The following is a 23,740-nucleotide window of genomic DNA, read 5'->3' on the forward strand; positions in this document are numbered from 1 at the left end:
ATGTTGAAAAAATTATGATCATGAATAATATTTTTACTTTATATAATGCCTAGTCTTTTACTCGGAACCCTATGCATGTCTGAACTGTCCCATAAAAAAACTCTTCATTTTTTAAACAGCATATTGTTAAGTTTGACTGCGATCGGTGTATTGTTTTTAACTAGCCACAATGCAACCGCTAGTACACCAGAATATGTGGATTATTTAAAAATTGTACAAGAAGAACGTGCTTGGGCAGGCTTAAGTTCTAAAACATTGCGTGTAGGTGATGTTATTTGGTCTTATAGTGAAGGTGGGTCTAAAGATAAACCTACTGTTTTACTGATTCATGGCTTAGCCAGCAGCCGTGATACATGGAATGATATTGCGCAGTCATTAACCCCTTATTATCATGTCATTATTCCAGACTTACCTTCTGCTGGAACTACCCAAGTCCCAGCCAATTTTGATTTATCTGTGCCGAATGTAACAGAGCAACTTAGACGCTTTATTGAAGCCGCACATATTCAAGATAATTTAAATATTGCAGGACACTCATTGGGTGGAACCATTGCAATGTTTTATGCTTCGCAGTACCCTTTTGATACTAAAAGCTTATTCTTGATGAGTACTGGCGGTATTTTTAAGTCGACAAACACCAATTATCTAAGAAATCCTATCTATCTAAAACAGTTATTGATCACCCAAAAAGGCGATTTGGATTTTGTAATGAAAAAGGTGATGTTTAATCCACCTTTTACTGCCCGTGTAATTAAAGATGAACAAGAAAAGTTATTTATTGCTAAATCTCAAGACACTGCCAAAATTATCAATCAAATTGATGCCCTCAATCGACTATATACCCCTGCAACCTTTACCACAATGTTAAAAAACATTGAGGCACCCACCATGATTCTTTGGGGTGAACAAGATCAGATTGTAAATGCAGATGTTGCAAATGAATTAAAGTCGGTATTAAAACGTGCTGAAACACCGATTATTCTAAAACATGTTGGACACATGCCCCTACTCGAAGCACCTGAACGAGTTGCAGATCAGTGTTTAAGCTTTTTAAATAAGGTACAGCCCTTGCAAAATCCATTGTCTGATCAAACACATGGACAAATTGAGCTCAAAAAATGAAAAATCAACTTATTGAACAATTGATCGAAGCCCAACTTGGCTTTTTAGACCAAGAGTTTTCACAGATAGATACGCTTAAAATTGAGTTTACTGAATTTTATCACTGGTTTAGAAAACAGCCTTTAAAAAAAATTTGGTCTTTTGCACAAATCCATGATTTATTGTTAAAGCAAATTTTAGCAACGCCTGCAAATAACTTTCTCATTGAGCAAATCGCTGAACATATTCGTTTTGCATTGATTCATCCAAGTAACGATGAAACCTTAATTGAAGATATTATTCCAGTCACCACAATTGATAAAATTGCCCAATATGTCGCAAGTAAATCACGTCATCGTCAAGCCTTGATCAAACGTGTTGTCAATAATCCAGCCTTTTCAAGTATGTTAACCCAACTGATTCATCACTCTATCCAGGATTATATTGATAATTCGGTCATGAATAAAAAAGTCCCGGGGGTGGGACGTTTTATGAAGATGGGGAAATCAGTTTTAGAATCGGTTACCGACACTAATTTAGATGATACGGTTAAGCATTATCTGCAAAAAAATATTATTAAAATTAGCCAGTTGAGTGAACAAGTCATTAATCAACAATTTGATGACAATAAACTTTATCATTTTCAAGCCAATTTATGGCATAAAATTAAAAAAGTACCGATTGCTGTATTGCGTAATTATGTTGAAATTAACGACTTACCTAAAACTGTGGGTATGGGGCATGAGATATGGGAACATATTCGCCAAACAGATTATTTAAAGAAACAAGTACATGATGGTGTACTGACTTGGTATGTACGTAATGAAGAGCGACCTTTTGATTTAATTTTAAGTGATATCAACATTGATGAAGCATTGATTCAAAATCAATTACAACAGTTACTTGAACCTGTTATTCAACAGATGCTTGCTTCTCAACACTTAAAAAGTCGTGCACGGATCTATTTGGAAAAATTTTATTATTCCGATGAAACTTTAAAGATTCTAAATATTGAAAAAGGCGTATAAAGCGCCTTTTTCATAACTAAACAGATTTAATGCAATTTAATCTAGCTTTAGAACTTATAAATTAAACCCAAATTGTAACGGCGGCCATCCAGTACATAATTATAAGTCGCTGTATCTATGCTTTTATCAAATAAGTTATAAATACCAGCATTAAACTGTAAGGCATTAGAAGGTTTATAGTTTAGACCAACATCAATCATTGCATACGCTGGTCTACCATCCCCCATAGATGTGCGACTTAAATAGTCAGAAGTTTTACTTCTTACATTTAAGCGGCTCCACATCCCAACTTGATCATTTGTTTGCCAATCTAATGTGGTATTAAACATATGTTTCGGCATTTCATTTAATGGCTTACCTTTAAATGCACCACTCTTTTGTTCGGTATCTGTAAATGTATAATTTGTTGCCCAACGAACATCTGGCGTGATTGCCCAACCCAGAGTTGCCTCTATACCACGCATATTTGCTTTATCGACATTAATACGTTGACTGATAAAGTCAAAGTTTTGACCTAACCAAGAACATCCCATAGTTCCAGAGTCTCCTTGACAGGTACGAATTTCAGTAATTTTATCTTTAAATTCACTATTAAATACGGTAAAACCTGCATCTAAATTGTCATTATTATCCCAGTTAATTGATGCTTCATAATTAATACTTGTTTCTGGTTTTAAATCTGGATTACCTACAATCATACCACTCGACTGACCACCACCTGTTGCTTGTCCCCACCCTGCAACAGTGGCACGTAAGGCCGGAGTTTTATAACCTGTTGATACCCCACCTTTGACAATCCAATTATCATTTAAGGTCCAAACACCATAGACTTTCGGGCTAAAATGATCACCAAAATTTTCATCTTTGTCATAGCGTAATGAAGCCGTTACCGTGAATGGCTCTACAATATTCCACGCATCCTCAGCAAATAATGCCCAGCTATAGCGGTCTAAATTGGTTAATTTTGAGCCACCAATGACTAACTGATTGCCAAAATCCTCAAGCTCTTCTTTTAAATAACTTCCCCCAAAGCTTAAAGCATGGGAACCCAGATTGATTTGGTTCAAAGTATTAAATGTTGTATTGATTGCTTCCATGCTACGTGATGGATTTTCATTTTCCTCACGTTGAATATAAGAATGTGTCTTTAAATCGCCAATTTCACCACGATGAGTCAAACTATATTCGGTACGATAATAATCTGTATATGAGTCTGTTGGGAGCTTACCATTTCGCCCTGGTACATTTGCAATTGTTTTACCTACAGTTTGATCACGGTTTTGAATTGATCGCTGATATTCGAGGTCAATGGTATGCTCAGTACTTGGCGTCAAACTCAGTGTTGCGCCACCTGCACGTATACGTTGCTTATTATAGCCACCAATGATGTCATCTTCATTGCGTTGTGAGAATGTTCCATTCGCCTTTAAACCAAGTAAATTACGGATTAAAGGACCAGAAACATACAGATTTGCTTGATGGATATCCCCAGAATCTCTATTTTCTTGTAGTGTCGTATCTAACTTAACCGAACTTGTCCAAGTATCTGCGACTTTTTTGGTAATAATATTAATCACACCGCCCATGGCATCTGAACCATATAAACCAGACATCGGGCCACGGATCACTTCAATACGTTCAATACTTTCAATACTGGGCATCCAACCTTGCTCAATACCCGAGTTATCACTATTTGGTCGAACTGAACGTGTATTGACCTTTTTACCATCAATCAAAAAAACCGTATAAGCACTTCCCATACCACGAATACTGATATCACTTGAACTGCCACCACCTGTTACGACAACCCCAGGAACGTCTTTGAGTGCATCAGTTATATCTCTATACGCTTTTTTATTAATGTCTTCTTGAGTCAATACAGAAATAGATGCGGCAGCTTGTTTCACCTCTTGCTCAAAACCACTTGCTGTCACAACAATTGTTTCTAATTTAGTTGACTCTGTAGACTGAGAATTAGTTTTATTAGAAGGTTCTTGTGAATCTGCTGCATAGGCAGTACCCATCATAACGGTGATAATGGAGAGAGATAACGCAGATTGGATGATACGGTTAGTAGACATAAGGTATTCCAAAGAGGCTCAGCAATGAATAGACAATGAAGATTTAGATACAATGTGTAATAAAACACCACAGCATTATAAACAATATTAATAACTATTCTCATTTTTATTAACCATTCGGTTAATATTTGGACGTTTATGAGTATATCTTTAAGTTTTTATTCTATTTTTTAAGATTCATTTAAGCTTATCAATATTTAAAAATACAAAAATAAAATTTAGCTATGTGACAACCATAAAAAAACCTCCGAAATCCGGAGGTTTTGAACAACAGTAAAATATCTACATTGATATACAGACTATTTGAAATAAGCACCTTCTGCTTGACTGTGATCAGTCTGATCGACCACACGACCTAGTTCAGGAATATGCTCTTTAAGCGTAGTTTCTACACCTTGTTTTAACGTTACATCAATCGCAGAACAGCCTTGACAACCCCCACCGAATTTTAATACCGCAGTTAAACCATGTTCTTCATCTTCTACTACTTCTACTAGTGCACAGTTTCCGCCATGCCCTGCCAATCCAGGATTAATCTCTGCCTGAAGAATATAAGTAATTCGTTCTTCCATAGACGCATCTGGACCAACACGTGGTACTTTCGAGTTAGGTGCACGGAAAGTAAGCTGCCCACCAAAACGGTCTTTGTTGTAATCAATTACAGCATCTTTCAGATATGGAATCGACGGTGTATCAATAAATGCAGGGAAATCAGGATAATCTTGTTTGTAATCTGTTGGAGCAATTTCATCAGGTGCACTATATGCCATACAACATTCAGCACGTGGAGTACCTGGATTTTCAACAAATACACGAACGCCAATTCCTGGAGTATTTTGCTTCTCCAAAAGATCTTTTAAATACTCTTGCGCATTGGGAGTAATCAATAAATTTGGAATTTCTTCTGCAACCGCAGTATTGGTGTTCTCAGTCGACATAACTCTATCCTCAAGCTGAAGTCGGTATTTTAACTGAAGATGAGGCTGAATGAGTGAAAATCAACTAAAATTGTCGGAATTAACTTAAAAAGATGTAAAAAATATAATCTATGCAAATTTTAAAATAAAATATGTGTGTAATAAATGAATATAAATCATACACAAATTGATATTTACTACATTTTAGCTTATCAATAAATTGCGTTTTAAAACGCACAAAATGACACCAATGAAACTTTTTATAAATGAAATAATAAGCTTAATTTTAGATGTTTTCAGCACTGATTTATTTAATTTATACGACCAATTTATCTAAATTTTGTCAGAAAATGCCACCCAAATATTGAATATGGCATGGATAATGTATACATCTGTATATTAATGATGAAATAAAACGAGATATTTTGCATGTCCAGTTCAATTGATGGTTTACAGTTTCCAGTTCATCCAAAGACTCAAAAAAGTAGCAGCTCGCAAGTCGGTAAAGAAATCATTGCAGAAGCACTTTCCTTGGTTGATCATCTCAGCGCACAGCAAGCTTTAGATGAAAAAAACTGGCGTAAAAATTATCCAGTTTATTTTAAGGCATTGGTCGAACATGGCATTCGTTCAAGTCATAACGCCATCACTATTGCCAAACAAGGCTTGCACAAAGCCCAACATAGCTTTGATTTCTTTAGAGATGGACAACGCTATTCTTTAAAAGATATTGGTACAGTTCCAGTATTAGATAAGATTCAAAGCGTTAGTTTTAAAGGTCATTCAGATGCTGAAGTTGAATGGTTTGTACCCTATCACGGGCAAAAACTACAAGGCGAAGCGTTATATCAGCAAATTCAAAAGTGGCAAGATACTGGCATTATTGAAGCAAGTCATGCAGACGCACTGAGAAACGTGATTGCACATCCTGAATGGTTTGATTTATCGGATCGTACCTTAGTTTTATTTGGCGCAGCTTCAGAGGCAGGCCCATTAACATGGTTATCAAAATGGAAAGCCAATATTGTTGCCGTTGATCTACCCAATGAACGCGTTTGGGAGAGAATTCTTAAAACCATTGAAAATGGCAATGCCACACTGTACGCACCTAGTTTTCAAAAAATCGTCAACACCCATAATATTGACGAATTAAAAAGCAAACTTGGGGCAAATTTACTGACCCAAATTCCAGAAATTACACAATGGCTTTGTGATAATCCACACAAGTTAGATTTGGCCTCAATTGCTTATTTGGATGGTGAAAAACATGTGCGTGTGTCGATGGCAATGGACACGATTATGAGTCATGTCAGTGAACACAAGAATGATTCATCACTGATGTATATGTGTACGCCTACAGATGTCTATGCAGTACCTGAAGAAGTGATTGAAGGTTCAAACAAAAAGTTCAAACATAGATCAAAATTTGAAACTGTATTCAGCAAAGGGATTGCAACCCTTTCCTTAAAGCAATTCTTTAAGCACAATGATCAACAACTGATTGCCTCTGACAATGGTAAATTCTATGGGATTGCTGATTGTCTTGTGATTGAACAAGGCCCTAATTATGCCTTGGCAAAACGCATTCAACAGTGGCGTGCAACTTTAGCACGACATCAAGGGCAACATGTCAGTATCAATATTGCACCATCCACGACGACACATTCGGTCACCAAGAATCCTTTGCTTAAAGCAGCGTTTAACGGTGCAAGTTTGTTTGATGTAGAAGCATTCCGCCCTGAAACAACCAATTCAATTATGGCAGCGCTTTGGATCCATGACTTAAGAAATCCGAAGTCTATTGCAAATCCAGAAACTAAGATGGGACATCCATTAGAATTGATGATGGAGGGTGCCAATCATGGTGGTTTATGGCGTGTCGCCTATCTTGCTCGCACAGCCTTACCTTTTGCTGCAATTTATGGGTATGCAAGTGATAAATTGCCGATCCAAAAGCTTTTAACCAAGTTTAAAAAGTAATCCTTCAGGTTTAAATCTCTTTAAATTAAATGCCTAGTGATAAATTTAGCTAGGCATTTAAGCTTATGAGCAGATTTTTATGTCTAGTTAAATTTCTTATAAAAACTATAGGTACTCCCCCCAAAGCGCCAAATAACATACACAATGCAGCGATCCTTCAACGCCTTAAATAGGCTATACCGATGTAAACGGTTTAGTCACTCTAAAATCATTGACAGTTTTCTAACGATCGTTTAAGAACTTATAAAACAACCAATGAGAGAATAACAAATGTCAAATCTACAAGGAAAAGTCAGTCGTGAAATCCGTGGTCATATTTTTTTAGTTGGCCTAGACCGTGCAGATAAACGCAATGCTTTTGATAGTCATATGATTCACGACCTATCACTGGCTTTAACTGAATATGAAAATAATCCAGAACTACGCTGTGCGGTGGTCTTTGCCCATGGGGATCATTTTACTGCAGGATTGGACTTGGTTGAGTTACAACCAAAATTAGCCGATGGTGTTTTTAATTTTAGCAATGATATTGTGAACCCTTGGGGAACTGTTGGGCGTCAAAGAACAAAGCCATTGGTAACCGCGGTACAGGGTTATTGTTATACCGCTGGTATAGAATTAATGTTGAATTCTGACATTGTTATTGCCAACAAAAATACTCAATTTACCCAAATTGAGGTACAGCGCGGTATTTTACCTTTTGGTGGTGCAACGGTACGTTTCATCCAAGCTGCTGGCTGGGTAAAAGCTATGAAATATGTGTTAACTGGTGATTTATTTTATGCACAAACAGCCTATGAAATGAATTTAGTGACTGAAGTTGTTGAGGATAACCAACAGTTAACGCGTGCCATAGAATTGGCTGAACGTATTGCCAATGCTGCACCACTTGCCGTCAAAGCGGCACTGCATTCGGCTCATCAAGCCTTTTTACAAAGTCCTGAAGTCGCATTTGCAAACCTACAAAATCTACTTAGCCCTTTACTTGCCTCTGAGGATGCGCAAGAAGGTGTAAGAGCAATGATTGAACGTCGAGCACCACAGTTTAAAGGTAAGTAAACCAATCATAGCGATATACGGCGATAATCTAATAACTGTGGGAACAATCATGCAAAATTTAAAGTACTCAACTGAGGTCCAACACTTGAATGGCAATAGTTTTACCAGTCAGGCCATTAGTTTTAAGGCACTGGATGGTTATATATTGGCTGGCATACTTTACACGCCAGTCAATACAATCAAAGCAAAAATTGTTGTTTCCAGTGCAACAGGAGTCCCTCAAGCATTTTATCGCCGCTTCTCTGAATATGCTGCACAATTGGGCTATCAGGTACTCACTTTTGATTATCGTGGGGTGGCCAACTCTGCTCCACGGCAATTAAAAGGTTTTAAAATGTCATACCTCGATTGGGGAAAATTAGATTTAGCAGGTGCAATTGACTACAGTTTTAAACAAGACATGCCCCTATTTTTAGTTGGACATTCTTACGGTGGACAAGCTTTAGGGCTAACACCGAATCATACCAAAGTAAGCGCAATGTATTGTTTTGGCACAGGTGCTGGCTGGCATGGCTATATGCCATTGAAAGAAAAAATTAAAGTTCAGGTAGTTTGGAATATTATCTTTCCACCTATGGTGGCGATTACAGGTTACTTGCCTTGGAGTAAACTCAATATGGGTGCAGATTTACCTAAAGGGGTCTATCAACAATGGCGTAGATGGTGTAAAAATCCCACTTATTTTTTTGCAGATCCTGAGCAAAAAAATTTGCATGAGCAATATGCCCAAATTAAAACGCCAATTTATGCAGTAGCTGCTTTAGATGATGATTGGGCATTGCCAAATTCTCGTTATGCTTTTATGCAACATTATAAAAATGCGCCCATGCACTATATCAACATATCAGCTGATGAGTTTGGTTTAAAACAGATTGGACATATGGGATATTTTCGTCAAGGTTCAGAGCCAATTTGGGATAAAATGTTAAATATTTTTGAGACATTCATCCACAATTAATTTTAAGCCCATAAGCAGCAAGGTCATCTATGCGCCCACAAAAACTTACACCTGAACACATGTTAAATACCTGTGCTTTGCAATTTAAAGCACATGGTTATGCAGGGACAAGTATGGAGATGTTGGCAAAAGCATGTGGACTCAGTAAAGCATCGTTTTATTATTATTATCCCAACAAACAAGCCTTATTGATGCAGATCTTAGCGCACACTCATCTTTATTTAAATCAATCGTTGTTTAAACTCGAAGATTTTGCTGTAGTGGATGCAAATCAACAATTTCAAATCATCCATGATAAAGCTGTTCATTTTTTTAGTTATGAAATAAAAGGCTGTTTAGTTGGGATGCTGTCCTTAGAGGCCAGCCATATTTCTTTAGAAGTCTTGGAAAAAATCCGTGAAATTTTCCAAGATTGGCAAAATGCCTTGTATCAATTATTTCAACAAAAAATGAATCAAACCGATGCACAAATTTTGGCAAAAATAAGCGTGGCCGATTATGAGGGTGCTATTTTAATGTATCGACTGAACGATGACCTGTTCTATTTAAATCAAGTGAAGCAACGAATTTCTCAACTACTCTCTATATAATACTCGACTGATTTGCAACTTCTTGGTGAAAATTAAATGATAAAAAAGATCAAATATAGTTTTTTAGCTTTGCTTTTTATAAGCCTATTCAATACAGCTCATGCGCAATGTAATCAACAAGATCAACAAGATCAACAACAAGCTTATCAATGTATGCAGCAGCAATTAAAAACAGATAAAGCGAAAATGATAGGGTCTGTTGACAATTCGTCTACGTTTGCGACTACGAGTGTTTTTTAGGCGATACTAGGCACAAAATATGAAATTTAGTCATTCTAAATGATGAGAAACATCGTTTCGCAAGGTAACACGTAGCGGCAAAAAACACGCTAGTCCCGAAGGCTTGGCTTAATTATCGTGATGCTCAATGTAATGAACTTACGGGAAGTCTTACTTATGGCGCTTTGGGATTAGCTTCAGGATTTGCACATTTAGATTGTGAAATCAATTCCACAATATTTCGACTAAAAGAGTTAAGCAGCCTAATAGAAAATCAATAACGATCTTTAAATTCGGCTTTATGTTCTATACCTTGATGATCAACATGCGCATAGAATACCCCATAACGTCCGACATAGTATTCAAGTGATTGTTCATGATAGCTCCAAAAAATAGACCATTCACCAAAATCAAAAGAACCAATCTGACTTTGTGTATTCATAGGCATTTTACTGAGTACATCATGTTGAATATGCCCTGCTTGAGAAAAGTCTTTGGTCTGTAAAGCTTGTTCAAAAAAAAGTTGCGCAGCTGAATCAAATAAACGTTGGTCTTCATCAGTGATCTGCTTGGCGAGTGCATATTGGTCTTCGACTAAACTCTGCTGCTCTACTTGAACTGTAGCGCTTAATGCCTCTTTTACTTGGGTTAAACCCGCCTTTTGTCGCTCTTCTGCAATCATCTGTTTAATCAGTTTGGTTTTTTCGGGTAGATCATGCTCTTCTTGAGGATTCTGAACCAATTCAGATAACGCTTGTCGTTGTTCTTCAAAAGCTGCATTAATTTTTTGTTTAGCAACCCATCGCCATAACACATATAACGTGATCAAAAATAACACGACTAGGATAAATTTCAACATAGCGTAATCTCAAGCATATAATACGCCCCAGTTCAGACTCATGAGCTAAGTTTAAAGCTGAGTATTTTGATTGTTTTTTTAATAGTTTACCCTATAAATTGTATAACTATCTCACTAGAGATACCCAGCTTAAACGTAACAATTGTTTTCTCTATATCGATAAACTAGATCTCTTATTTTAATTTTGTAATGCTTTTAGATCACCTGAAGCAAATACGATCCCTTTGCCTGGCACCTTTTTGAATATTATGGGTTTTCCTATATTTTCATATATCGGCTGATCATCTTTAAGCGCTTTTAAATCAATTTTTTGAATAAAATCTGATTATTTTTACTATACAACTTTACCGCGCCTTCATCTGAAGCCATATAATGAACTTTCACATGATAGATATTTTTTAAATCTTGCATCTACATAATCACTAAATCGCCGCCACGTTCATACATACTGTCAAACACAATGGTATCTGCATCTACTTGCTCTAATTTAACACTAACATAACCACTTGCATCCGCCAGTTGATCGACTAAATATAATGATTTTTTAGCACCCAGCTGTATCCCATACGCTGAAAAATATTGCTCTCGAACTTGCTTTTTACCAATACAGGAATAAGTTTTTAATACGACTTTTATCGAGCCCAATTGATAGTTTTGAGGTGAAAATATGTCTTCGTCATCTTTATGGCATTGTTTTGCAAGCTTCGTTTGAGTATTGAGTTGTTGAAATTCTTGTGCATATATAGATGAAGTGAGCACGACACTACAAATGAATAATAACTGTTTGAAATATTGTATTTTCAATATTTTAGTATAAGCCGTTATCTGTTATATATCATTCAAAATAAATGATCAGTTTTACCTGAATTATAGCAATATTTAAAATAAAACACGCCATATAATACATAAAGCATGTTTTATTTTAAATTAATTATTGCAATGTTTTAAACTGCGCTAAGCGTTGTTGCTGTTGTAATTCTTGTTCAAATTCAACTCTCCCCTTTGCTACATAATTTTGTAAACCCGTCTGATCAATAAATGCTTTTTTATTACCCATATTCAATTTGGCTAATTTCTGCTTCATATAGAAACGATCAGCTTTATTGGCAAGGAAAATATCTGCATGGATTGCATCCAAAGTTTTAAATGTATGTCGTATGTCTGAAACTAGATTTGGATAGTTGATATTGTTTACCAAATAATAACCGCCAGTAAATAAACTGTCGGCATAGATGACTTTATAGTTTTTAAAGTAGTAACGGATATCTGTCGTCCAAGAGGTTGCGCCTGGTAAATGGCCGGGCGTCGCATGTGCTGTAAAGATTTGACGACCGAGCTTTAATTGTTGCCCATCTTTAATGATGATATCTACAGCTACAGAAGGAAAAGGCAATTGCTTACCTAGAGCAAAATCAGTCACGCCCCCATTTTCTAGCATTTCGGCATTTGCAGCACTTGCGACCAATTGAGCACCACTCCATTGTTTTAACTTAGCAAAACCACCAGCTTGATCTAAACGGGCATGACTATTGAGTAGATATTTTACATCTGTAATTTTAAAACCTAATTTTTCAATATTGGCTTTAATCTGCACTGCCGATTGATCAATCCCACTATCAATTAAAACCAAACCATCACCCGTATCAAACAGTACTGAAGATAAATTTTCAGTACCAACATAATAGACATGATTAAAAATTTTAAAGGGCTCAATGGGTGTATTCCACGATTCAAATAAACTCATTGGCGGTGCATCGGTCAGTGCTTGCTGAGCATTTAATGGTGCTGCTTGAGCAAATTGAAGACTCATTGCAATCAATGAAATAACAATGGATTTGAACAGATGCATATAAGCGATCCATGCTAAAAATGAGTCGCCCATACTTGATTAAATCACGATATTTATCAATTTTTTAATGTCTAAAAAACAACTCAATACATCTTAAATTGTAAACAATATTTGCAAATTGTATCCGAGTCTTGAAGTACTAATTTAAAACCTTGTCGGCAATTTTATTACTGACCTTAATAGCGAACTGATCGACATAATCACTATAAAAATTTGCAGCAATCAAAGTGACTGCAATCGCAGTTAATCCTGAGCAGATTACAGCGAAAGAATAACTCCAATGCCAACTTAAAAATAAGTTAAATAGCGGAATACAGATTAAATACAACATCATTAGATGTAATAGATAAATGGAAAAAGATAACTTTCCTAACCAGACTAAAATCGGGTGGTCTAAGCCTTTAGACAATAATGGACTCATCAAAACACTGTAAACAATTAAAATCCCAGCAATGAAATTACTATAATCATAAGTATTCTCCCCTAAAATATGATGCACCCAGCTATAGGCTGCGCTGGTATTATGTGCACCCGCTAAATATAGGCCAATCAATAACATAGAAATGGCTACAACATTCGAAAGTGGTTTGGCATACAGATAGATATAGATACCAATAATAAAGCTGGAAATCCCAAAGCTGAAACCTTGCCCACGCCAAAGAAATGCAAAACAAGGAATTAAAAGTGAACCTAGCCAAAAGGCACTATGTTTATAATGATACAAATAGAGTAGAAAAAATAATGCAAATGAGCCCATAAGCTCAATCGTCATCGTCCATAACACCCAGTTTATATCACTTTCCGAGAATAAAAATGCACCAATAGTTCCTTCATATAATGCATGTTTAAAACTAAAATCTTGTATCGTAAATGCATGTAACCAAGCACCCACATGACTACTATCAATATGAATGACTTTAAAGACCAACCAAATGATGACGCATGAAGTCAGCGCTGGGATCATTAAACGTGGATAGCGTTTAATCATCATATTGTTAATTTTTGCATGAAATTTTTGAGGGCTTTTTAAGATCGCATAACTGAGTACAAAGCCACTTAAGACAAAGAATACAAAAACAGCCGCATCACCTGAGTAGAGAAAACCAAAAGGCAAATGATGTATGGCATACACCCAAGCCAAGTCTGTTTTCTCATTGGGATCAAAATGATGTAAATATGGAAAAAAACTCATTGCAAGATGAGAAAATACGACAGCTAAACAAGCTAAACCTCGAATACTTTCTGCCGAGTTTATTTTTGCGGACATCTAAGTTTCCCTTTGAAAACAAAAGCCCCAACCTGTGGGACTTTTGCCGACTAAACCATTAGTCAATATATGTGATTCGACCATCAGCATCATGATGAACTGTAGCGATTTTTTGCTGACGAGAATGTAAAAGATCATCCATATCCAAATTGAAATGATCAGCATATTCTTGTGTAGATTTAGCTTCTGCTTCCTTTTTGGTCTTTGCTGGAACAAAGTTACTCCATAGCCACAAAGAAATTGCACAAGCAATCAACGCAAACAATCCGCTTTCTAATGCTTTTGCAAAAGCATTAAAAAAGTAATGTACTAGTTGTGGTTTCTCAAGTGAAAGATATCCCACCAAGATAACAATAGGTCTCCAAAGCAACAACCAAAATGCCCATAGCATTGCCGTCATTGTCGTGGAGAAATAACGACGATGCCACGGTAACTGCTTACGTAAATCAATAATCAAAGAATTTGTTTTCATATTCGTATCTCAAAACTTATTTTGACTAACATCTTAGTCATCATGTCGCATACCACGATCGGGACTGACCCAACGTGCCCTTTTACTTTCTCCACGTAAAAGAACTTTTGGAAATGCAACAATACTTGCCGTTACTGTAATCAACCAAAATACAAAGGGATACCAAATCATCCAATAATAGTTTTTCACTAAACTCGATTCGTAACGACTATCCATCCACTTACTGATTGCGAACTGCAGTAAACAAGTTGTACCGAGTAAAATACCTGTTCCCATAGGTAATAATGGAGAACTCATTGCAGGGAATCCCGCATAAGGTAACACCAAATGCAAAATCCAGAAAATCACCATAATCAGCATTAAATATGACCAAACTAAGGTGAGGATCAGCTCAATAATCAAAGGCCATAGAAAATTAAGTTTCGGTTTAAATAATACATCAAAATTCTTAATTAAAACTTGAGCGCCACCCATGGCCCAACGTAAGCGCTGCTTCCATAGACCATCAAAGGTTTCTGGCATTAAAATCCACACCAAGGCATTGGGTTCAAACTTTACATCCCAACCCGCACGATGTAATTTCCATGTAATATCAATATCTTCTGTTAACATGTTCGGTGACCAATAGCCTACCTCATGTACAGCACTTTTACGAAAAGCAGTAATTACACCAGAAACTGTAAATAAACGCCCGAAAGTACGTTGTGCGCGTTTAATCATACCAACAATTGATGAAAATTCACCAACTTGAATCCGTCCAAGTAAAGTAGAACGGGTACGAATACGTGGATTTCCTGTCACAGCTGCAACTGTAGGATTATTGAGAAAATGACGAATCATCCACTGTGCAGCATATGGATCAAGTAACGCATCGCCATCAATACCAATTAAAAATTCAGCATCGGTAAGCAGACTACCTGCTTGTAAAGCCATGGCTTTACCCTGATTTTCAGCCAAGTGTACGACGCGCAGCTTGTCATACTTCAAAGCCAACTCATTTAAGATTTCTGCGGTATTGTCAGAACTCCCATCATTAATCGCAATGACTTCAAAGTTTGGATAATTCAACTTTAATGCATGACTAATGGTCTCATCCGCATTATCTTGCTCATTGAAACATGGCACAAGCACAGCAACTAAAGGATATTCTTCCAATGTTGGCGGTTGAGTATATGGGGGCTCTTTACGTTCTTTCCAATAGAAAATTAAAGCACCTATCATCCATAAATACGACATAAATAATGGATAATAGAAGATAAAGTTTAATACTGATTGCCACAGGTGTTGAAATGCGCTCATATCAGACCTTAAGGAACCAATCGTTGTGGTTTAGAATCAAATACTTTACGCATTTCAGCAGTATTTGGGTGATCCTCAATTGGATCGTCGGGGTAGTACCCCACATGCATCACACCTTGTTGGTATAAAGACTGGATCGTTTGAGCAATTTCTGATGTTGGAATCTTTTGATTATTACGCCAGTTCACTGCTTGTAATTCAAAAATCGTCTTTTTAATCCCATTTGGTTGTTTCTTCACGTTTTGTACTAAATCTTTATAAAACTTAGTTGCATCTGGTGCCTGTTCCATATACGGCATTGCCATAATTGCAGTAAAGTCATAATTTTTAATCGATTGCTCTAAAGACTGGGCATACCAGTTTTCCGAATATGCTGAAAGTGCAACTTGGGCATATAAGTTACGTGCAGTCAGTAAGAATGGTTGGTAATAACGCGCCTTTTGCGCTAAATCCATTGCAAAGTTATCAATGGTCTTGGTTTTAAAATCAGTCCATTTTTGCAATTTTGCATCATCATTACGAATTTCTTCTAAATCCGCTGGTAAACCAATTTTTTGATAAGCTTTAATCGCTTCTGGACTAGCATCTTCATAATCTGAAAGTGTTGCATCATCATGGAACAAGATGCCATCAAACGTCGTCGATTTTGCTAAATCCTGATATAAACCTTCAATTACTTTACGTGCTTCTGGTGAATATGGACTTAAACGATGATATCCCATATTTAAATGATCACTGTCTTTGGCTTGCTGAGTCACCACCACATCTTTAGACGCAGGATTTGAAGTTGGTAAGTCCCAAGCCAATAACGGCATCCACGCATATAAACGACTCACATGGGTCCGAGTTTGAATCTGCCATGCAACACGGTTAAACAAATCTGCACGCATTGGTAGATAACGATTTGGGAAATACACCATATCAGCTGACCCATTCGCATCTGGATCAGCGAATGCCTGTAAGAATACCGTAGTGACATTCATTTCACGAATACGGTCTAACAGATGTCCTAAGTTTTTCTCTTGCTGCGCTTCATCTGGATCATAGATATAGTCTAAATCCACATGCATGACTTTTTGTGGACGGTTATTGTCAGTAAAATTCATCTGACGACTTTGGATTTCTTGTGCTAGAGAATCCGTAGTCATATTGCCTTCGACAAGAATGCGGTTCAAATGGCCTAACGATTTCTCAATATGGTCTGGACCATCATCTAAGCTAATGGTGATGGGCATACCCACCTTTTTAGCCAAAGCAACCGCTTCCATATTATAACGACCATATGGCCACACCATCACACGTGGTGCTTTTAAACCATGTGATTGCAATAATTTATTATTTTTTTTCAAATCACTAAAAATACGATCTGCATAGACTTTATCAGATTCATAGGTTTTACTTTTTGGATCGTATTCGCGTGTGACGGCGGCAGGCTCAGAATTGCCCTGAGGATTGCCTAAAATACCACGATGTAAATTATAACTGTGGCTACCAATTTCTACATAGCCACTTTTTTGCATGGTTTTAAGTTCATCCCAAGTCAAAAGTTTTTTACGTGCTAATTTTTCATCACCAAATTGAACCATTTCATTGGCTTTAGGTTCTAACCATGAGCCAACGACAGCGAGTACAACAGGAATTTTACGTTGTTTAATGACAGGATATGCATATTGATAAAAAGATTGATAACCATCATCTACAGTCAACAATACAGGTTTGGTGGGTAGTTTATATTTACCTTCGTTGGCTTTAATAATTTGGTCGACATTGACAAAATTATAGCCATTTTTTTGCAGCCAATCTAAATGCAGCTCAAACTGTTTCGTGGTGACAGCATAATCTGGAATCACTGCATCATGGTTCGGCGTAATTTCATGATAACCAATAATAGTCAGCGTATTTAAATCAATTTTAGGTAATTCGTGCTCTATTGGAGTTTCAGTAGCAACTTGGTCTACTTCTGCCATTGCACTATTATAAAAGGACGAAAACAATAGTGTTACGCATATCATCGCTGAAGGAGAAAAGTAACGGCTTAGCATATATTTAAATACTCGATCATCATTGTTTTTAAATCTGAATCCGTCCGTAGTACATCAATATTGAAATACTAAAATCCTTTTTCAAGACGAATTAAGCCAGAGGTTTTACAACGATGATTTAAAAGAATAAAACTGAAACGAACCTTAAAAAATAACTCTGAGCAGAATTATTTATTTGTGATATTTAAACACTTTTAAGACAAAAGTATTGTAGATGATTGTTAAGCATTGAGCAAATAATAAACAAAAAAATAAAACTATTGTGTTTAAAATCACACTATTAGATAAATAATAAACTTATAAAGTCGAATTCGGGTTATATTTTATCTGAGTAAAATATACAGAAGTCAAAAAGCCCCTCTCAACATTTTTAGTACAACATCGTGTAGTCAATAGATGCTGCATTAAACATAAAAAATAGAGATCAATTGACCTCTATTTTTATGTTTGAAGAGTGATGGCTGAGTCAATCCAGACATTTAGCAGATTTAATCACGCGTTTTGACATCAAACAGTTCAATTTCAAAAATCAGATTAGAATTTGCTGGAATAATTTTGCCCATTTTACGCTCTCCATAAGCCAAGTGTGCAGGAACGATCAATTTACGTTTACCGCCCACTTTCATTCCCATAATACCTTGATCCCAGCCCTTGATTACACGCCCTGTTCCAATCACTGTTTCAAAGTAATTGCCGCGATCAATTGAAGAATCGAATTTGGTTCCGTCTTCCAACCAGCCAGTATAATGGGTTGTAATCAAAGCACCTTTTACTGCTTCTTTACCTTCACCAACTTTTAAGTCAATAATTTCTAATTCATTTGACATACATTATTCCTATTCATCATTCGGGTTTATGCAAAGCTTTACTCATCACTGTCTTTTGTTCAGTACGATATTCAGCATAACTTTTACAAAAACTTTGATAATCTTGCTCAACTTGTTGGGCGTAATTATACGTGTATTTCAACAACTGCGTTTTCCAAAGTTCTGCTTGTTCTGCAAAAATGATTAATTCATCTGCTGTTGAAGAACCTTTACGCCCTGTTGAACGTAATTGAGCATAAGCAATTAATCGAGCCATGTTATAACAGGCATCGGTAAATTTTTTAGGTTTATCTACACATTGTTTAAAATCAATTTTATCTTGTTCAGGTTGTAATGCTTTGACAATATACGCTTGTCCTTGAAAGTCTAGCCGTGATAACTGAGCCGGTATTTGATACTGCATGAGTGTTTGAATGAATTGAATGCGTTGCGCATGATCATCCCATTTTGGTTGTTGTATTTTTAGAAATGGAGACAAGCTCAAAGAGGAAGCTTGAGCCTGTTTCATATCGAATAAAGTATGGGTTTTATTTTCACTATCATAGACTAAGAATACATAGCGATTTAAGCCAATACTTCCTGTCCCAGCAATACGGAATGCGACATCTAATACTTGAAAATTTGATTGATTTTTCGCCTTGAGTGTTTTTAAATCCTCAGAAAATGTTTTTATGAGTGCTGTATATAAGCTTTTGGACTCTATTTTAAAATATTTTTTCTGATCAATCACCAAATAACGCCGCTCACTTGTTTTATCTAAAGAACAACGCGATTCAATAAATGCCACAGGATCACGCTCAGAAACTGTTGTAATATATTTCTTTAAAATACCATCGACGGTTTCTTTTTCTACTGCATAAGCTTTCCCTATTCGAAGTGCATTTAAATACTCATCTACCAGTTGTTCCGCGATAGATTTTAAATCATCGTCTCCGATATTCAGCTCTTTGCCAGCCAGAAATATACTGCAAATAAAACGGGACACATCCCACGTTGGATAGGCCAAAATTGCCTCGTCAAAATCATTTAAATCAAAATAAACCACTTGATGTCGACTACGATAACTACCAAAATTCTCGATATGTAAATCACCACAGATCCAAGTGATGGTTTGATCTTTCCATGTTTGTTGGCTTGCTAAATCTTCATAATATAAATGACATGAACCACGAAAAAAGCGGAAAGCACTGCTCGCCATTAATTTATATTTAATTGCTAGAAATTTCTCATCTCGCGACTGATTAAAATGAATAACTCGCTCATAAGGATCTCGCATCGGTTTACTCCAATACTTATACATTTCGTTAGATTAAATCGCTAAGCTGAAAATTTGATGAATAAAAAATTGAATAAATCAAGCACACTTTTTCTTGTTTTAAAAGCTTAACTCTTTAATCTCTTGATCTAAAAGCAAATAGTTTGTGAGTTTTTTGTGATTTTGAGCAGATCCTATTAACACCCAGCGCCCAACAATCTGTTTTTCAGTTTTATTTTGCACGCCACGTAAAATTTTCATATGGTATTGTTTAAATAATTCCTCATATTTATCTAAAGTTTCTTGTTGATAATCACATAAAATTCTATAGTTACGCGATTGGTGAATGGCTTCAATTCTCTCTTGAAAATAGACAAGAAATACGAGAACAACCAATACCAGTACTGTACCAACACATGCTAAATATTCATAACCAGCACCTGCGGCCATACCTAAAGCTGCCACCATCCAAATCGTTGTTGCTGTAGTAATCCCAGAAATTCTATTATCATCTTTAAAAATAACCCCCGCACCTAAAAAGCCCAAGCCAGTCAGAATATTTGCAGCCAAACGATCAGGATTTTGCACTCCAATTTTAATTGAAAGTATGGTGAATAAACAGGATGCTAAACTCACCATAATCATAGTTCGCAATCCTGCCGACTTACTGCGATACTCACGCTCTGCTCCAATAATTGCACCAATCGCCAAAGCCATAAGTAAGTGGTAGATGTCATTATTCATTGATTTTCTACATAGCTATTTTTATCACTCTAGGTATACGAAATTTGAGTAAAAAAAAGCAAGCGATTCGCTTGCTTTTCTTGTCAATTTTTATTGAATAACAATGCTTACTGTAACTGTGTCCATTCAATCACAGCTTGAGCATCATCACCAATCAAGGTCCACTCACCATCCATAACATTTAATTGCAATTGCATGGTACGTTGACATAAAGCTTGAATTGCTGTTGTCGTCGCCTCAGACAATTGCCATACCTGAACATTTGACAATGTTTTGAGTTTAGAACTTCTTTTATACCATTCTGCAACGGCTGAACCATAGGCGATCACAGCCACTTCTTTACAACGCGCTGCCGCTTTTTTAACTTTGTCTTCGTCAGGCAAACCAACTTCAATCCATTTAATCAACTGTCCGGTTAAATCCTTCTCCCATAAAGCAGGTTCATCAGTTTCAAATAAATCTTTGGTAAATTCCAAACGTTCATCTGCAAAGCGAGCATATGCCAATACACGTACCATCAAACGTTCAATCGTTTCAGACGGATGTAATGCCATCGTGAATTGATAATCACCATATTGATGCACATCCATATTGGCAATATTCAGATCAGCCTTATAAATTGTTGCTTTTAATGCCATGAAAGTTCCAAAAAGTTCTTAAATATGGCGCACAGTCTATAAGATTTTCAAAAGGATTACTGCGTTTTTTCCGCCTGATCAATTCGACAATTCAACAAAGCCGTTTCTAAACTTTCCCAATCACGATTGTGCTGGCTAATGAGTTCAATCCGATTATCCAAGCTTTCTTCACCCGATTTATAATTCAAATTTTCAGGATTAAAATTAAATGTCATCCAACCTTGATTGGTATTGAATATCCCTTTGATGCGCAACCAGTCTTTTTGCTCACACAAGACATCTAACAAGTCATAAAAATCGAATTGCCAACGCTTTGAAAATTTCCAACCAGCAACAGTATACCCATTAGCCGTTTCAACATAGTGATAAGGTAATTGTTTAACCACAGGCAGTACTTCATCGGGGTTAAATTGCTTTTGCACTTGAATCAGCGGTACAACTTTTCTCTCCCCCCCTTGATGTGAAAGATCCAGCTGTTGAATATCAAGATTACCCTGCTCTGCCAATACCCAAGTTTGAATATAAGCAAAGTAATCATTCTTAAACTGGTTTAATACCTCATGATCAGACGCAGACATGCTATCTGCATGCGAAACCACAACAATTTGTGCTGCTTTTAACTGATCTTGATAATGCGCTTGATTCACCCATTCAGAATCCTGTAAGCGACTCCCATCGATTACTGTCACCAACGCACGCATATCAATTTGCGCTTGCCATTGCGGTTCAGTCAATTGTGCCAAAAGTTGGGCGGGATGACCTAAGCCTGTAGGTTCTATAAATAGTCGATCGGGTTGTTTATCATAAATCAATCGAGAAAAGGCAATTTGCATAGGCAATTGTCCTGCACAACATAAACAACCACCGAGTAATTCTTTTACTTCATAACCTGAGTCTTGTGGTAACAATTGCTGATCCACACCAATCTGTCCAAACTCATTCATAAGAACCGCCCAAGTTTCATTTTCTGGCTTCTGTTGAAGCAAATGCTGTAATAAGGTGGTCTTTCCAGCCCCTAAAAAACCAGAAATAATATGAGTTTTGACTGTTTTTTGGCTTAAAATCTTCAAAGGATCGACCCAGCATATTAAATGAAAGAAATAGATAGATATTGCGACTCTTCTTATTATTACTGAAAAATTGCCAATAGTTTCAGGTTTAACATCTATTTTTTAAATTAAATTTACAAAAACAATCCAAAACTCCAATACCACATTCATAAAGATTGCATAATGAATGTTAAGTGTAAGTAACAATGCAGTGTGTTTTTTAATCAACTTTTCATATTTCCATACACTTTTACCTATGGGTAAAAGTAAATAGATCACAAAAAAACAACATAATACAATGATTTGTTTTAAACATGTAACCCAGCCTGTTACGCTTTGTTGCTTAGGTTGCCCATTTTTTCATCTGCACTTAGCATGACATTACTCCCTGTGATCAGCAACGCATTTAACAACTGACGCTCTCACAGGTCGTTATACGATCAATTCAATGAATTAAGGATGCCAAAATGAAACTCGTTAAAACACTTTTAGCTACTACACTTGCTTTCACAGCTTTCTCAACTTTTGCTGCTACTGATACAGCTGCAACTGAAGCTGAACAAGTTGTTGTATCAACTCAAGAACAACCAGCTGCAACTGAAGATACTCAAGCTGCAGGTCAACCTACAGCTCAACCTGCGACTGAAAGCGCTGCTGAAGTTCCAGCGACTTCTGCTCCTCAAGCAGGTCAATAAGATTTAACTCTCCTCCCGAGTTAGCAATTGGGTTGTCTAAAAAGACAATCTGAATAAAAAGACTAGATCATGCTGCGATTTAATCTTTTTATTTTTCTAATGTCTTTTACTTGATCTTTGCTGTCTTTAAACAATTAGACCCAACATATCGAAATCTGGCTTTCTTATTATTAGAAAAGAAATTTGATAACTTTATATTCTTTCTGATTTGTAATTTTTGATCGTAAAAAGAATTAATTTTTTTATTTCATATAAATAGATTCCATATTTTAAGATTTCAAAAAATATTAACCTAAAGTTTAAAAACTCAATGCCTGTATCGCTTCATTTTGCTCAACTCTAGTATAGAGAGGATTTTTGAATAATTCATATATACTCTTTTGCACTTAAATCAGTTTGTAAATTTATAATTAAAACCTGACATATCCAGACTTACGAGGAATTTAAAATGTTAAAAAAACTGATCGGTTTAGGCGTCATCAGCACCCTACTTGTTGCATGTAGCAAACCATTACCGACAGACAAACAAAACTACTCAGGCACATGGCAAAGTGAGGATGGCAGTGTAAATTTGATGATTACGCCTGAAGGACGCGTTGAATATAGCAATAAACAACCTAATTCAAGCTCATCTGTATCTGCACCAATTTCTAAATTTGAAGGCAATAACTTTAGTGCTGGCATTGGACCACTTTCAACTGAGTTTAAAGTTTCTCAAGCACCGCAACAAACTGCCAATGGGATGTGGAGCATGACGGTAGATGGACGTGTTCTTAACAAAGTCAATTAAAAGTGTGGAACTGTTTTTATC

22 protein-coding genes and 1 pseudogene are annotated in these 23,740 nt (G+C 36.4%); 9 read left to right on the forward strand and 14 right to left on the reverse strand.

Annotation, left to right across the window (positions count from 1 at the left end; genetic code table 11):
• Positions 1 to 75 precede the first annotated feature (75 nt).
• Both ACG9ZL_RS18735 and ACG9ZL_RS18740 read left to right on the forward strand, forming a co-directional pair.
• The gene (locus tag ACG9ZL_RS18735) at positions 76 to 1,122 is read left to right on the forward strand and encodes an alpha/beta fold hydrolase (RefSeq protein ID WP_419361168.1); all 1,047 of its coding nucleotides are present in this window, start codon (positions 76 to 78) and stop codon (positions 1,120 to 1,122) included.
• A complete protein-coding gene (locus ACG9ZL_RS18740) occupies positions 1,119 to 2,129 on the forward strand; it encodes a hypothetical protein (protein WP_419361170.1) in 1,011 nt (336 codons plus the stop codon). Before ACG9ZL_RS18735 ends, ACG9ZL_RS18740 begins: the two co-directional genes overlap by 4 nt.
• 47 nt (positions 2,130 to 2,176) lie before the next feature.
• Here ACG9ZL_RS18740 and ACG9ZL_RS18745 read toward each other — a convergent pair whose 3' ends face one another.
• Positions 2,177 to 4,210 (reverse strand): ligand-gated channel protein, encoded by a 2,034-nt coding sequence (locus tag ACG9ZL_RS18745; protein ID WP_419327592.1) that lies wholly within the window; start codon positions 4,208 to 4,210, stop codon positions 2,177 to 2,179.
• A gap of 299 nt (positions 4,211 to 4,509) precedes the next feature.
• Positions 4,510 to 5,148, reverse strand: a complete 639-nt coding sequence (nfuA, locus tag ACG9ZL_RS18750) for a Fe-S biogenesis protein NfuA (RefSeq protein WP_004819478.1) — start codon at positions 5,146 to 5,148, stop codon at positions 4,510 to 4,512.
• Between the two features lie 408 nt (positions 5,149 to 5,556).
• On the opposite strand from nfuA, the gene ACG9ZL_RS18755 reads away from it, so the two are divergent.
• The 5 genes and pseudogenes from ACG9ZL_RS18755 to ACG9ZL_RS18775 form a co-directional block, all read left to right on the forward strand.
• On the forward strand, positions 5,557 to 7,107 hold the full coding sequence (locus ACG9ZL_RS18755) for a hypothetical protein (RefSeq protein WP_419361173.1): 1,551 nt from the start codon (positions 5,557 to 5,559) through the stop codon (positions 7,105 to 7,107).
• Between the two features lie 270 nt (positions 7,108 to 7,377).
• Positions 7,378 to 8,166 carry a crotonase/enoyl-CoA hydratase family protein gene (locus ACG9ZL_RS18760; protein WP_419361175.1) on the forward strand — a complete coding sequence of 263 codons (789 nt, stop codon included), beginning with the start codon at positions 7,378 to 7,380 and terminating at the stop codon, positions 8,164 to 8,166.
• Positions 8,167 to 8,215: 49 nt separating this feature from the next.
• Positions 8,216 to 9,124 (forward strand): alpha/beta hydrolase family protein, encoded by a 909-nt coding sequence (locus ACG9ZL_RS18765; protein ID WP_419361177.1) that lies wholly within the window; start codon positions 8,216 to 8,218, stop codon positions 9,122 to 9,124.
• A 29-nt stretch (positions 9,125 to 9,153) separates the two neighbouring features.
• Positions 9,154 to 9,714 (forward strand): TetR/AcrR family transcriptional regulator, encoded by a 561-nt coding sequence (locus ACG9ZL_RS18770; protein ID WP_336952847.1) that lies wholly within the window; start codon positions 9,154 to 9,156, stop codon positions 9,712 to 9,714.
• A 350-nt stretch (positions 9,715 to 10,064) separates the two neighbouring features.
• Positions 10,065 to 10,214 (forward strand): annotated as a pseudogene (locus ACG9ZL_RS18775) (lysozyme inhibitor LprI family protein); the annotation flags it as partial.
• On the opposite strand, the gene ACG9ZL_RS18780 reads toward ACG9ZL_RS18775, so the two are convergent.
• The 12 genes from ACG9ZL_RS18780 to ACG9ZL_RS18835 all read right to left on the reverse strand — a co-directional run bounded on the left by ACG9ZL_RS18780 (position 10,208) and on the right by ACG9ZL_RS18835 (position 22,255).
• Positions 10,208 to 10,792: a hypothetical protein gene (locus ACG9ZL_RS18780; RefSeq protein ID WP_336952851.1), complete on the reverse strand. Its 585-nt coding sequence runs from the start codon at positions 10,790 to 10,792 to the stop codon at positions 10,208 to 10,210. The pseudogene ACG9ZL_RS18775 and the gene ACG9ZL_RS18780 overlap by 7 nt on opposite strands.
• 411 nt (positions 10,793 to 11,203) lie before the next feature.
• Positions 11,204 to 11,551, reverse strand: coding sequence for a hypothetical protein (locus ACG9ZL_RS18785; RefSeq protein ID WP_336952853.1), 348 nt, complete (start codon positions 11,549 to 11,551; stop codon positions 11,204 to 11,206).
• A gap of 172 nt (positions 11,552 to 11,723) precedes the next feature.
• On the reverse strand, positions 11,724 to 12,641 hold the full coding sequence (locus ACG9ZL_RS18790) for an HARLDQ motif MBL-fold protein (protein ID WP_419361180.1): 918 nt from the start codon (positions 12,639 to 12,641) through the stop codon (positions 11,724 to 11,726).
• Between the two features lie 139 nt (positions 12,642 to 12,780).
• Entirely contained in the window at positions 12,781 to 13,908 is a 1,128-nt protein-coding gene (locus ACG9ZL_RS18795; RefSeq protein WP_419361183.1) for an acyltransferase family protein, read from the reverse strand.
• Positions 13,909 to 13,966: 58 nt separating this feature from the next.
• A complete protein-coding gene (gene pgaD / locus ACG9ZL_RS18800) occupies positions 13,967 to 14,380 on the reverse strand; it encodes a poly-beta-1,6-N-acetyl-D-glucosamine biosynthesis protein PgaD (RefSeq protein WP_336952859.1) in 414 nt (137 codons plus the stop codon).
• Between the two features lie 33 nt (positions 14,381 to 14,413).
• The gene (gene pgaC / locus ACG9ZL_RS18805) at positions 14,414 to 15,679 is read right to left on the reverse strand and encodes a poly-beta-1,6-N-acetyl-D-glucosamine synthase (protein WP_336952860.1); all 1,266 of its coding nucleotides are present in this window, start codon (positions 15,677 to 15,679) and stop codon (positions 14,414 to 14,416) included.
• An 8-nt stretch (positions 15,680 to 15,687) separates the two neighbouring features.
• A complete protein-coding gene (gene pgaB, locus ACG9ZL_RS18810) occupies positions 15,688 to 17,721 on the reverse strand; it encodes a poly-beta-1,6-N-acetyl-D-glucosamine N-deacetylase PgaB (RefSeq protein WP_419361185.1) in 2,034 nt (677 codons plus the stop codon).
• Between the two features lie 488 nt (positions 17,722 to 18,209).
• Positions 18,210 to 18,548: an FKBP-type peptidyl-prolyl cis-trans isomerase gene (locus tag ACG9ZL_RS18815; protein WP_004722677.1), complete on the reverse strand. Its 339-nt coding sequence runs from the start codon at positions 18,546 to 18,548 to the stop codon at positions 18,210 to 18,212.
• A gap of 16 nt (positions 18,549 to 18,564) precedes the next feature.
• Positions 18,565 to 19,824 carry a DUF2252 domain-containing protein gene (locus ACG9ZL_RS18820; protein WP_419361188.1) on the reverse strand — a complete coding sequence of 420 codons (1,260 nt, stop codon included), beginning with the start codon at positions 19,822 to 19,824 and terminating at the stop codon, positions 18,565 to 18,567.
• Positions 19,825 to 19,923: 99 nt separating this feature from the next.
• Positions 19,924 to 20,547 carry an MgtC/SapB family protein gene (locus ACG9ZL_RS18825; RefSeq protein WP_419327583.1) on the reverse strand — a complete coding sequence of 208 codons (624 nt, stop codon included), beginning with the start codon at positions 20,545 to 20,547 and terminating at the stop codon, positions 19,924 to 19,926.
• 107 nt (positions 20,548 to 20,654) lie between these two features.
• Positions 20,655 to 21,185, reverse strand: a complete 531-nt coding sequence (locus tag ACG9ZL_RS18830; RefSeq protein WP_004722682.1) for a YaeQ family protein — start codon at positions 21,183 to 21,185, stop codon at positions 20,655 to 20,657.
• 56 nt (positions 21,186 to 21,241) lie between these two features.
• Entirely contained in the window at positions 21,242 to 22,255 is a 1,014-nt protein-coding gene (locus tag ACG9ZL_RS18835; protein ID WP_419361190.1) for a CobW family GTP-binding protein, read from the reverse strand.
• A gap of 446 nt (positions 22,256 to 22,701) precedes the next feature.
• On the opposite strand from ACG9ZL_RS18835, the gene ACG9ZL_RS18840 reads away from it, so the two are divergent.
• On the forward strand, positions 22,702 to 22,929 hold the full coding sequence (locus ACG9ZL_RS18840; RefSeq protein ID WP_419361193.1) for a hypothetical protein: 228 nt from the start codon (positions 22,702 to 22,704) through the stop codon (positions 22,927 to 22,929).
• Positions 22,930 to 23,377: 448 nt separating this feature from the next.
• Positions 23,378 to 23,719, forward strand: a complete 342-nt coding sequence (locus tag ACG9ZL_RS18845) for a hypothetical protein (RefSeq protein ID WP_336952871.1) — start codon at positions 23,378 to 23,380, stop codon at positions 23,717 to 23,719.
• Positions 23,720 to 23,740: the final 21 nt, after the last annotated feature.

Source organism: Acinetobacter legionensis (genome assembly GCF_048551735.1).
Classification (GTDB): Bacteria; Pseudomonadota; Gammaproteobacteria; order Pseudomonadales; family Moraxellaceae; genus Acinetobacter.